The sequence below is a fragment of the Streptomyces sp. CC208A genome, assembly GCF_030010625.1.
Taxonomy (GTDB): domain Bacteria; phylum Actinomycetota; class Actinomycetes; order Streptomycetales; family Streptomycetaceae; genus Streptomyces.
On record NZ_JASCXN010000040.1, the window covers coordinates 49,328 to 60,590 of the forward strand.

At 72.8% G+C, this 11,263-nt stretch carries 9 protein-coding genes and 1 pseudogene; 9 read left to right on the forward strand and 1 reads right to left on the reverse strand.

Annotated elements, in window-relative coordinates:
- Window positions 1–168: 168 nt before the first annotated feature.
- Complete coding sequence (locus tag QK442_RS31365; protein ID WP_017237029.1) at window positions 169–450, forward strand: HU family DNA-binding protein; 282 nt, start codon at window positions 169–171, stop codon at window positions 448–450.
- A gap of 210 nt (window positions 451–660) precedes the next feature.
- Here the strand turns inward: QK442_RS31365 and murA are convergent, their stop codons facing one another.
- Window positions 661–2,001, reverse strand: coding sequence for a UDP-N-acetylglucosamine 1-carboxyvinyltransferase (gene murA, locus QK442_RS31370; RefSeq protein ID WP_282697489.1), 1,341 nt, complete (start codon window positions 1,999–2,001; stop codon window positions 661–663).
- A gap of 287 nt (window positions 2,002–2,288) precedes the next feature.
- Between murA and QK442_RS31375 the strand changes: the two genes are divergently transcribed.
- The 8 genes and pseudogenes from QK442_RS31375 to QK442_RS31410 all read left to right on the forward strand — a co-directional run.
- Window positions 2,289–2,888 carry a YqgE/AlgH family protein gene (locus QK442_RS31375; RefSeq protein ID WP_282697490.1) on the forward strand — a complete coding sequence of 200 codons (600 nt, stop codon included), beginning with the start codon at window positions 2,289–2,291 and terminating at the stop codon, window positions 2,886–2,888.
- Between the two features lie 30 nt (window positions 2,889–2,918).
- Window positions 2,919–3,209: a DUF3039 domain-containing protein gene (locus QK442_RS31380; protein ID WP_037879418.1), complete on the forward strand. Its 291-nt coding sequence runs from the start codon at window positions 2,919–2,921 to the stop codon at window positions 3,207–3,209.
- 209 nt (window positions 3,210–3,418) lie between these two features.
- Complete coding sequence (locus QK442_RS31385) at window positions 3,419–5,047, forward strand: beta-N-acetylhexosaminidase (protein ID WP_282697491.1); 1,629 nt, start codon at window positions 3,419–3,421, stop codon at window positions 5,045–5,047.
- A 332-nt stretch (window positions 5,048–5,379) separates the two neighbouring features.
- A complete protein-coding gene (locus QK442_RS31390) occupies window positions 5,380–6,255 on the forward strand; it encodes an FAD binding domain-containing protein (protein ID WP_282697492.1) in 876 nt (291 codons plus the stop codon).
- Window positions 6,252–7,667: a 2Fe-2S iron-sulfur cluster-binding protein gene (locus QK442_RS31395; protein ID WP_282697493.1), complete on the forward strand. Its 1,416-nt coding sequence runs from the start codon at window positions 6,252–6,254 to the stop codon at window positions 7,665–7,667. Before QK442_RS31390 ends, QK442_RS31395 begins: the two co-directional genes overlap by 4 nt.
- A complete protein-coding gene (locus QK442_RS31400; protein WP_282697494.1) occupies window positions 7,664–9,997 on the forward strand; it encodes a xanthine dehydrogenase family protein molybdopterin-binding subunit in 2,334 nt (777 codons plus the stop codon). Before QK442_RS31395 ends, QK442_RS31400 begins: the two co-directional genes overlap by 4 nt.
- A 153-nt stretch (window positions 9,998–10,150) precedes the next feature.
- Window positions 10,151–10,690 (forward strand): hypothetical protein, encoded by a 540-nt coding sequence (locus QK442_RS31405; RefSeq protein WP_349239699.1) that lies wholly within the window; start codon window positions 10,151–10,153, stop codon window positions 10,688–10,690.
- A 14-nt stretch (window positions 10,691–10,704) separates the two neighbouring features.
- Window positions 10,705–11,263, forward strand: a pseudogene (locus QK442_RS31410) (hypothetical protein); the annotation flags it as partial.

The following is an 11,263-nucleotide window of genomic DNA, read 5'->3' on the forward strand; positions in this document are numbered from 1 at the left end:
CCGCCGCTGGTGGGGGCAGGATGCTCCCCCGAGGACTTCGTCCAGGGGGACCCCCAGGGCGCGAGGGATCACGAGAGGCAGACCCGGGTCCGGGGACTGTCCGAGGCCCCTGGCAGCATCGGCTTCGATCTCACGCCTCACAGGCAAGAAGAACACGGGAGTAACAACATGAACCGCAGTGAGCTGGTGGCCGCGCTGGCCGATCGCGCCGAGGTGACCCGCAAGGACGCCGACGCCGTGCTGGCCGCCCTCGCCGAGACCGTCGGCGAGGTCGTCGCCAAGGGCGACGAGAAGGTCACCATCCCCGGCTTCCTGACCTTCGAGCGCACCCACCGTGCCGCTCGCACCGCTCGTAACCCGCAGACCGGCGACCCGATCAACATCCCGGCCGGCTACAGCGTGAAGGTCTCCGCGGGCTCGAAGCTCAAGGAAGCCGCCAAGGGCAAGTAAGCGGCCTGTAGGCGCGTGAAAAGGGCGGCCACCCCCTCCGGGGTGGCCGCCCTTCTTGTCGTGCCCGTACGAGCCCGGCAGAACGCCCTACACCAGCGCGCCGCCCGGCAGCTCCACCTTCGCGCCGAGCTCGACCAGCTTCTCCATGCTGTGCTTGCCCGGGGGATGACCCCCGGACCCCCCAGCAGGGGGCCGACGGCGGCGGACGTGTCAGACCAGCGCGCTGCCCGGCAGCTCCACCTTCGCGCCCAGCTCCACGAGCTTCTCCATGAAGTTCTCGTAGCCGCGGTTGATCAGGTCGATGCCGTGGACCCGGCTCGTGCCCTGGGCGGCGAGGGCCGCGATCAGGTACGAGAAGCCGCCGCGCAGGTCCGGGATGACCAGGTCGGCGCCCTGGAGGCGGGTGGGGCCGCTGACGACCGCCGAGTGGAGGAAGTTCCGCTGGCCGAAGCGGCAGTCGGAGCCGCCCAGGCACTCGCGGTACAGCTGGATGTGAGCACCCATCTGGTTGAGCGCCGAGGTGAAGCCGAGCCGGGACTCGTACACCGTCTCGTGGACGATGGAGAGGCCGGACGCCTGCGTCAGGGCGACGACCAGCGGCTGCTGCCAGTCGGTCTGGAAGCCGGGGTGGACGTCGGTCTCCAGCGCGATCGCGTTGAGCGAGCCGCCCGGGTGCCAGAAGCGGATGCCCTCGTCGTCGATCTCGAAGGCGCCGCCGACCTTCCGGTAGGTGTTGAGGAAGGTCATCATCGAGCGCTGCTGGGCGCCGCGCACGTAGATGTTGCCCTCGGTGGCCAGCGCCGCGGACGCCCAGGAGGCCGCCTCCAGGCGGTCCGGGAGGGCGCGGTGGGTGTAGCCGCCGAGCTTGTCGACACCGGTGATCCGGATGGTCCGGTCGGTGTCCATGGAGATGATCGCGCCCATCTTCTGCAGGACGCAGATCAGGTCCTCGATCTCCGGCTCCACCGCCGCGTTCGACAGCTCGGTGACACCCTCCGCGAGGACCGCCGTGAGCAGCACCTGCTCGGTCGAGCCGACCGAGGGGTACGGAAGGCGGATCTTGCAACCGCGAAGCCGCTGCGGGGCCTCCAGGTACTGGCCGTCGGCCCGCTTCTCGATGGTCGCGCCGAACTGGCGGAGCACGTCGAAGTGGAAGTCGATCGGCCGGCCGCCGATGTCGCAGCCGCCGAGGCCCGGGATGAAGGCGTGGCCGAGGCGGTGAAGCAGCGGGCCGCAGAAGAGGATCGGGATGCGCGACGAACCGGCGTGGGCGTCGATGTCGGCGACGTTGGCGGACTCGACGTGCGTCGGGTCGAGCACCAGCTCGCCGGGCTCGTCCCCGGGGCGGACCGTCACGCCGTGCAACTGGAGCAGCCCGCGGACCACCCGGACGTCACGGATGTCGGGCACGTTGCGCAGTCGGCTCGGACCGCTGCCGAGCAGGGCGGCGACCATCGCCTTGGGCACGAGGTTCTTCGCGCCGCGGACGCGGATCTCGCCCTCCAGCGGGGTTCCGCCGTGGACAAGCAGGACATCGTCTGTGCCGGTCATGAATCTCGCGTTCCGGAGTCGTCGGTCGGGGGCCAGAGAAAAGAGTAAGGGCCCATGAGACCCCGATCGGGCCCCTCGGGGGGCCTGTCAGATGTAATGAATTCGGCACAACACCCTCCGCTCCCGCGATCTTGCGGACGGTCACCGTCCGCTTCCCGTCGGCGGGCGGCCGGGACCGTTCCGTCCCGCCCCTCCCGACCTGCGGCGCTCGCGCGCCTTTCCCCGGGTTTCCCGGCATCGGGCCCGAGAACCCCCGTACTCGCCGAAGATGCGGAATCATGTGTCGCATGACCGAGGTGTCCTCGCTCACAGGACGGCTGCTCGTGGCCACCCCCGCCCTCGCGGACCCGAACTTCGACCGCGCGGTGGTGCTGCTGCTCGACCACGACGACGAGGGCTCGCTCGGCGTGGTCCTCAACCGGCCGACCCCGGTCACCGTCGGTGACGTCCTCGCCCCCTGGGCGGACCTGGCCGGCGAGCCCGGCGTCGTCTTCCAGGGCGGCCCCGTCTCCCTCGACGCCGCCCTCGGCCTCGCCGTCATCCCCGGCGACGAGGGCCCTTCCCCACGCTCTCGGCTCCGCTCGAGCAGGGGAGACCCCATTGGCTGGCGCCGCGTCTTCGGCGCGATCGGCCTCGTCGACCTGGAGACCCCGCCCGAACTCCTCGGCCCCGCCCTCGGCGCCCTCCGCATCTTCGCCGGCTACGCGGGCTGGGGCCCCGGCCAGCTGGAGACCGAACTGAACGAAGGCGCCTGGTACGTCGTCGAGTCCGAGCCCGGCGACATCTCGTCCCCCACCCCCGAGACCCTCTGGCGCCAGGTCCTCCGCCGCCAGCGCGGCGACCTCGCCATGGTCGCCACCTACCCGGACGACCCTTCGCTCAACTGAGCCGCGCCACGCCCAGTACCCTTGGGTCCCATGAGCACTCTCGAGCCCGAGCGCGGGGCAGGTACGGGAACCCTCGTGGAGCCGACGCCGCAGGTGTCCCACGGTGACGGTGACCACGAGCGCTACGCCCACTACGTCCAGAAGGACAAGATCATGGCGAGTGCCCTCGACGGCACTCCCGTCGTCGCACTCTGCGGGAAGGTCTGGGTGCCGGGGCGCGACCCCAAGAAGTACCCGGTCTGCCCCATGTGCAAGGAGATCTACGAGTCCATGGGCTCGGGCGGAGACAAGGACAAGGACAAGGGCGGCAAGGGGAAGTAGCCCTCTCTGCCGGTCCTGTCGGGGACGGCCCCCGTCGCGCGTGCCAGCGGTGCGCGCGGCGGGGGCCGTTCCGCGTTTCCCGGCGCGGGCGGGAAGTGGTCGAGACCTCTTGTCGCGGCCGTCGGGCGCGCCTAACCTCACCCCTGCTGTGCTGTTGTGCGAAACGAAACGGGCGTTGCGCAGGATGCAACGCGTGCGTGGAGGGTGCGATGACCGGTACTGCCCTGATCCCGGCCCCCCTGACGGCCCGCCACCCCGGCGGCAGCCTCCCGCTCGACGGCCGTACCGCCCTCGACGCCGGGCCCGGCACCGGCTTCACCGCCCGCTGGCTGCGGTCCGTCCTCGGCGCCGCCACCGGTCTGCCCCTCCCTGACGGCACCGGTCCTGGCACCATCCGGCTGCGGCTCTCCCCGGCGGTGGAGGAGGAGTACGGCTCCGAGGGCTACCGGCTCTCGGTGGGCGGGGACGGCGTCCGGCTCGACGGCGGCGGGCCCGCCGGGCTCTTCTGGGGCGCGCAGACCCTGCGCCAGCTCCTCGGGCCCGACGCGTACCGGAGGGCGCCCGTCCGGCCCGGCGCGGACCGGGACCTGCCGTACGTGACCGTCGCCGACCGTCCCCGCTTCGGCTGGCGCGGTCTCCTCCTCGACGTCTCCCGGCACTTCACCGCCAAGGAGGACGTGCTGCGGCTGCTCGACCTGATGGCCGCGCACAAGCTGAACGTCCTCCACCTCCACCTCACCGACGACCAGGGCTGGCGGATCGAGATCGAGCGGTACCCCCGCCTCACCGAGGTCGGCGCCTGGCGGGCCCGCTCCAAGCGGGGCCACCGGGCCTCGCCGCTGTGGGACGAGACCCCGCACGGCGGCTTCTACCGCCAGGACGACATCCGGGAGATCGTCGCGTACGCCGCCGAGCGGCACATCACCGTCGTCCCGGAGATCGACCTCCCCGGCCACTCGCAGGCCGCCATCGCCGCGTACCCCTGGCTCGGCAACACCGACACCGTCGACACCGCCGCCCTCACCGTCTGGGACACCTGGGGCGTCAACCCGAACGTCCTCGCCCCGACCGAGGAGGTGCTGCGCTTCTACGAAGGCGTCCTGGAGGAGGTCCTGGAGCTCTTCCCCTCGACCTTCGTGCACATCGGCGGCGACGAGTGCCCCAAGGACCAGTGGAAGGCGTCCCCGGCAGCCCAGGCCCGCATCGCCGAACTGGGAGTGGGGGACGAGGACGGGCTCCAGGCCTGGTTCGTCCGCCACTTCGACCGCTGGCTCGCCGCCCGCGGCCGCCGCCTCATCGGCTGGGACGAGATCCTGGAGGGCGGCCTCGCCGAGGGCGCCGCCGTCTCCTCCTGGCGGGGGTACGGGGGCGGGATCGCCGCCGCCGAGGCCGGCCACGACGTCGTCATGTGCCCCGAGCAGCACGTGTACCTCGACCACCGGCAGAGCGGCCACCCCGACGAACCCGTGCCGATCGGCTTCGTCCGCACCCTGGAGGACGTGTACCGCTTCGAACCCGTCCCGCCCGGCCTCTCCGGGGCAGCGGCCCGCCACGTCCTGGGCACCCAGGCCAACGTGTGGACCGAGGTGATGGAGAACCGGGACCGCGTCGACTACCAGCTCTTCCCCCGCCTCGCCGCCTTCGCCGAGGTCGCCTGGTCCGCCCTGCCCGCCCCCGCCGACCGCGACACCGCCTGCTTCCTGCGCCGCATGGAGACCCACTACCGGCGCCTCGACGCCCTCGGCGTCGCCTACCGCCCGCCCACCGGCCCCGCCCCCTGGCAGCGCCGCCCCGGTCTCCTCGGCCGCCCGCTCGACGGACCGCCCCCGATCGTGTGAGCCACCTCGCGTCCCGGGGTCACCCGGGAGCGGCGAAAGGGGAGTTACCTTCTCTGTCGGGACGTCTCCGGGCGTCCCGGGCCGTCTCCGGACATCCCTCGCCCGGGTGCGCCCGTGGAGTACCGGGCCGAGGGAGTGGTGAAGGGGACCGGCGGAGGGCCCTTCGCGGCCCCTCGCTCCGGACGGCATGGAAGATGTGCCACAGTTGCCACGACCGGCCTGTGAGCACGTACGGTACGCCCACACACAGGCGCGCCGTGCGCCCGCTCGCAGGCGCGCGGCGGCCGGGCACAGTCGGGGACGGACCGGGACAACCGGGAAGGGGCAGCGGGTTGACCACGCACGCACCACAGACGGCGCAGTCCGTGACGCTGCCCGCCTCGCTCGACGAGGCCGTGGCCGCGCTCACCGCCATGCCGGCGGCCGTGCCCGTCGCCGGCGGCACCGACCTCATGGCCGCCGTCAACCGCGGTCAGCTCCGCCCCGCCGGACTCGTCGGCCTCAGCCGCATCAACGAGATCCGCGGCTGGCAGTACCAGGACGGCCACGCCCTCCTCGGCGCCGGACTCACCCACGCCCGCATGGGCCGCCCCGACTTCGCCGCCCTCATCCCGGCCCTCGCCGCCGCCTCCCGCGCGGCCGGACCGCCCCAGATCCGCAACGCCGGCACCCTCGGCGGCAACGTCGTCACCGCCGCCCCCACCGGCGACTCGCTGCCCGTGCTCGCCGCCCTGGAGGCCGACCTCGTCGTCGTCGGCCCGCTCGGCAACCGCGAGATCCCCGTCTCGCACCTCCTCGCGGGCCGCGACCTGCTCGCCCCCGGCGAGCTCGTCGCCTTCGTGCGCGTGCCGCTGCTGCACGCCCCCCAGGTCTTCCTCAAGGCCACAGGCCGCACCGGCCCGGCACGCGCCACCGCCTCCGTCGCCGTCGTCCTCGACCCGGCCCGGCGCGGGGTCCGCTGCGCCGTCGGCGCGGTCGCCCCGATGCCGCTGCGCCCGCTGGAGGCCGAGCGCTGGATCGCCTCCCTGGTGGACTGGGACAACGACCGGGGGCTCGCGCCGGAGGCGCTGACGGCCTTCGGCGAGTACGTCGCCGCCGCCTGCGTACCCGATCCGCCGGGCGACGAACAGCTGCCGCCCGCCGTTCTGCACCTGCGGCGTACCATCGCCACTCTCGCCCGCCGGGCACTGGGGAGGGCCCTGTCGTGAGCACCAGCAACCACGAGCCGAACGAGACCGCGGCGCCCGCCGCGCCGGGCGGCTGGCAGCCGATCCCGCAGAGCGAGGGGTACGACGAGGGCGCGACCGCCTTCGTGCACCTGCCGCCGGAGTTCATGCTGGACGGGGTCCCCCTGGAGGCCCCCGGCCACGGCTACACGCCGCCGATGATCGTGCCGCTCCAGCCGCTGACGCAGCCCGCGGCGGGGGAGCCGGAGACGGTCGGCGCCTGGCAGCCGTACCCGCCGGCGGAGCCGGGGCAGGGGGCGTTGGACGCCGGGCCCGAGTCGCTGCCGCACGGATACGGGGAAGAGGGCGCGGGTGCGCCGGTGGCGCGGCCGTACGTGGAGCACGACCCGCACGCGACGGCGGAGTGGCGCTTCGAGGCGACGGGGGAGTGGGAGCTCCCGGCGGTGCCGGAGGCGCCGGAGGTCTTGTCGGAGTCTCCGGGGTTTCCGGGGTTTCCGGGCTTCCCGGCCGAGGCGCAGGTCGAGGCGCCGGTCGACGTGCCCGCGCCCGTCTCGTACGAGCAGGCCCCGCCGACGCTGCCGGGCGGCGCGGCGGCGCCGTGGGCGGTACCGGAGCAGGCCGAGGAGCCGGCGCCGGAACCCGAGCCGGATCCGGAGGCTGTGGCCGAGCCGGAGCCGGAGCCGGAGCCGGAGCCGGAGCCGGAGGCCGTGTCCGAGCCGGAGCCCGAGGCCGTGTCCGAGCCCGTCCAGGGACCCGGGCCGGAGCCGGAACCGGCCGTCGAGGAGGCCCCCGAGGCCGTGCCCGCCGCGCCGGCCGCCCCGGTCCCCTCGTACACCTCCGTCGACAGCGACGAGCACCCGCACACCTCCTACCTCCTGCGGGTCAACGGCACCGACCGGCCCGTCACGGACTCCTGGATCGGCGAGTCGCTGCTGTACGTGCTCCGCGAGCGCCTCGGGCTCGCGGGGGCCAAGGACGGCTGCTCGCAGGGCGAGTGCGGGGCGTGCAACGTGCAGGTGGACGGGCGGCTCGTGGCCTCCTGCCTGGTGCCGGCCGCGACCGCCGCCGGGTGCGAGGTGCGGACCGTCGAGGGGCTCGCGGTGGACGGCGAACCGTCCGACGTGCAGCGGGCGTTGTCGCGGTGCGGCACCGTCCAGTGCGGCTTCTGCATCCCGGGCATGTGCATGACCGTGCACGACCTGCTCGAAGGCAACCACGCCCCCACCGAGCTTGAGACCCGCCAGGCCCTCGCCGGCAACCTCTGCCGCTGCTCCGGCTACAAGGGCGTGCTCCAGGCCGTCAAGGACGTCGTCGCCGAGCGCGAGGCCACCGCGGCCGAGCACCCGGCCGACCACGCGGCCGCCGGCGAGGACACCGCCGCCGCCCGCATCCCCCACCAGCACCAGCACGAGCACGACGGAGGCATGGCGTGAGCAGCGACGCGACGACCGCCATTCCCACGCTCCCCTTCGCCGAGGCGGCCGGCGCCGCGCCGGAGCAGCCCGAGACCCCCACCCGCGGGCTCGGCGCCTCCCTCCCGCAGGCCGACGCGCGGGCGAAGGCCGAGGGGACCTTCCCGTACGCCTCCGACCTGTGGGCCGAGGGCCTGCTGTGGGCCGCGATCCTGCGCTCCCCGCACGCCCACGCCCGGATCGTCTCCGTGGACACCTCGGCGGCCGAGGCCATGCCCGGCGTACGGGCCGTGGTGACGGCCGCCGACGTGCCCGGCGCGGCCACCTACGGCCGGCGGGTCGCCGACCGGCCCGTCTTCGCCGACGGCCTCGTCCGGCACCACGGCGAGGCCATCGCCGCCGTCGCCGCCGACCACCCCGACACCGCCCGGCTCGCCACGGCCGCCATCCTCGTCGAGTACGAACTCCTGGAGCCCGTCACCGACCCGGAGAAGGCCTTCGAGGCCGAACCGCTCCACCCCGACGGCAACCTGATCCGGCACATCCCGCTCCGCTTCGGCGACCCGGAGGCGACCGGCGAGGTCGTGGTGGAGGGCCTGTACCGGGTCGGCCGCCAGGACCCGGCCCCGATCGGCGCAGAGGCCGGACTCGCCGTGCCGCGCCCGGACGGCGGCGTCGAGCTGTACACGGCCTCCACGGACCCGCACACGGACCGCGATCTCGCCGCCGCCTGCTTCGGCCTGACGCCGGATCAGGTCAAGGTGGTCGTCACCGGCGTGCCGGGCGCCACCGGCGACCGCGAGGACCCGGGCTTCCAGATCCCGCTGGGCCTGCTCGCCCTGCGCACCGGCTGCCCGGTGAAACTCACCGCCACCCGCGAGGAGTCCTTCCTCGGTCACGCCCACCGGCACCCGACCCTGCTCCGCTACCGCCACCACGCCGATGCCGAGGGCCGGTTGGTGAAGGTGGAGGCGCAGATCCTCCTGGACGCGGGCGCGTACGCCGACTCCTCCTCCGAGTCCCTGGCGGCGGCCGTCGCCTTCGCCTGCGGCCCGTACGTCGTCCCGCACGCCTTCGTCGAGGGCTGGGCGGTCCGCACGAACAACCCGCCGTCCGGCCACGTCCGGGGCGAGGGCGCGATGCAGGTGTGCGCGGCGTACGAGGCCCAGATGGACAAGCTGGCGGCCAGGATCGGCGTCGACCCGGCCGAACTGCGCATGCGGAACGTCCTGTCCACCGGCGACCTCCTCCCCACGGGACAGACGGTCACCTGCCCGGCCCCGGTAGCCGAACTCCTCGCCGCCGTAAGGGACTTCCCTCTGCCGACGCTTCCGAAGGACACCCCGGAGGAGGAGTGGCTGCTGCCCGGCGGCCCCGAGGGCGCGGGCGAACCCGGCGCGGTGCGGCGGGGCGTGGGCTACGCGCTCGGCATGGTCCACATGCTCGGCGCCGAGGGCACCGACGAGGTCTCCACGGCCACGGTGCGGGTCCAGGACGGCGTCGCCACGGTCATCTGCGCGGCCGTGGACACGGGTTCCGGCTTCGCGACCCTGGCCCGCCAGATCGTCCAGGAGACCCTCGGCGTCGAGGAGGTCCACGTGGCCCCCGTCGACACCGACCAGCCCCCCGCCGGCGCCGCCACCCACGGCCGGCACACCTGGGTCTCCGGCGGAGCGGTGGAACGGGCCGCGAAGATGGTCCGCACCCAGCTCCTCCAGCCGCTGGCCCACAAGTTCGGCATGTCGACGGAGCTGCTCCAGATCAGCGACGGCAAGATCACCTCGTACGACGGCGTCCTCTCGACGACGGTCGCCGAGGCGATGGACGGCAAGGAGCTCTGGGCCACCGCCCAGTGCCGCCCCCACCCCACCGAGCCCCTCGACGACTCCGGCCAGGGCGACGCCTTCGTCGGCCTCGCCTTCTGCGCGATCCGCGCGGTCGTCGACGTCGACATCGAACTCGGCGCGGTGAGGGTCGTGGAGATGGCCGTGGCCCAGGACGTGGGCCGCATCCTCAACCCCGCCCAGCTGGCCGCCCGCATCGAGGCCGGCGTCACTCAGGGCGTGGGCGCGGCCCTCACCGAGAACCTCCGCACCGCCCGAGGCCTGATCCGCCACCCCGACCTCACCGGTTACGCCCTCCCGACGTCCCTGGACGCCCCCGACATCCGCATCGTCAAACTGGTCGAAGAGCGCGACGTGGTGGCCCCCTTCGGCGCCAAGCCCGCCAGCGCGGTCCCGGTCGTCACCTCCCCGGCAGCGGTCGCCGCCGCCGTCCGCGCGGCCACAGGCCGCCCCGTCAACCGGCTGCCGATCAGGCCGCAGGCGGCGGTGGCGGCGGGGAACGCGTAGGTGGCTGAGACATTCCCTTCGAAGCCAGGAGTGTTGGCACCAATCGGTAGAGTGACGGGTGGGCTTTGGGCACATGGGGGAGGGGCACCCTTGGGAGCACTGCTGCGGCACTGCTAGGTGGAGCCGTCGTACTGGTTCGGTGACGTCCATCGAGTGCCTCTGCAGAAGGCGGAACGGCAACGCCCCCGTACTCGGGAAATCAATGGCCAGGTCAGCGCTGACGATGAAGGCGCGCACCGCAGCGTGCCTGGAGAAGAGGGGTTGATGTCGTTCGAGGAGGAGTGGGGCGAGCTCAAGAGGGCTGCGGCGGAACGCCAGTCTCATATGCGACTCAACCAGCTTCCGGCCGCAGGTGGTGGCGCCGTCGGCACTGCGAACCTCAGCGTGAACCAGGACAATCTGGGGGCGATCGGCAACGCGGCGTACGCGCTGCACGGTCGGCTCATCAAGGACGGAAACCACGCTCGGACGACCACGGAGGAAGCCGCGACTGCCATGTCCAGCAGCAGCTTTCGTACGGGGGCCGCGATGACGACCGTGCAGAAAACATGGAACTCCCAGTTGCGCACTTTGCTGGACGCCTGCGCACACATCTCCAATCACCTGGACTACAGCGTGGCCCAGCACGCCAAGGACGAAGAAGACGTCAAGACGTCTCTGGCCGTCTCCGCGATCACCGGGTACTTCAAGTAGGGCTGGGGGCTGTCGTGCTGACTTTCGACGATGTCTATCGGGCCCCGCTGGGCAAGATGAAGGCTGCGGCCGACGACTGGTCGGAGATGAAGGGGAAGCTGGACAAGCTGGCCGACGACGCCCGTACGACCATGGTGGCCAAGGCCAAAGACGATTACTGGCGTGGGGTGAACGCCGAGGTCACGAAGCCGTTCGTGGAGAAGACCGCGAAGGAGTTCGACGACGCCGCCAAGGCGGCAGACGGTATTCGCAAGATCCTTGAGGACGGGTACAACGCGTTCAAGAAGGCGCAGAACGATCTCAAGAGAATCGTCGAAACCGAGGCTCCTGCCCAGGGCCTGGTTGTGAAGGCGGACGGCGAGGTCGAGGCTCGGAACTCGGTCACGTCGATCAAGGACCCGGCGCTTCGGCATGATCCCGACTATCCCGACCTCGTGCGCAGGGAGCGTGAGGCGATCCACGCGTTGCGGCAGCGGATCGACGCCATCGTCGAAACCTGCGATGACGCGGACGTGGCGTGTTCCAACGCCCTCAAGGCTAATATCACTGGTGACCAGCACAATTTCAGCGCAC

Coding starts and splice junctions, on each gene's coding strand:
- QK442_RS31365 (WP_017237029.1), top strand. CDS start 169: ATGAACCGCAGTGAGCTGGTGGCCGCGCTGGCCGATCGCGCCGAGGTG.
- murA (WP_282697489.1), bottom strand. CDS start 2,001: ATGACCGGCACAGACGATGTCCTGCTTGTCCACGGCGGAACCCCGCTG.
- QK442_RS31375 (WP_282697490.1), top strand. CDS start 2,289: ATGACCGAGGTGTCCTCGCTCACAGGACGGCTGCTCGTGGCCACCCCC.
- QK442_RS31380 (WP_037879418.1), top strand. CDS start 2,919: ATGAGCACTCTCGAGCCCGAGCGCGGGGCAGGTACGGGAACCCTCGTG.
- QK442_RS31385 (WP_282697491.1), top strand. CDS start 3,419: ATGACCGGTACTGCCCTGATCCCGGCCCCCCTGACGGCCCGCCACCCC.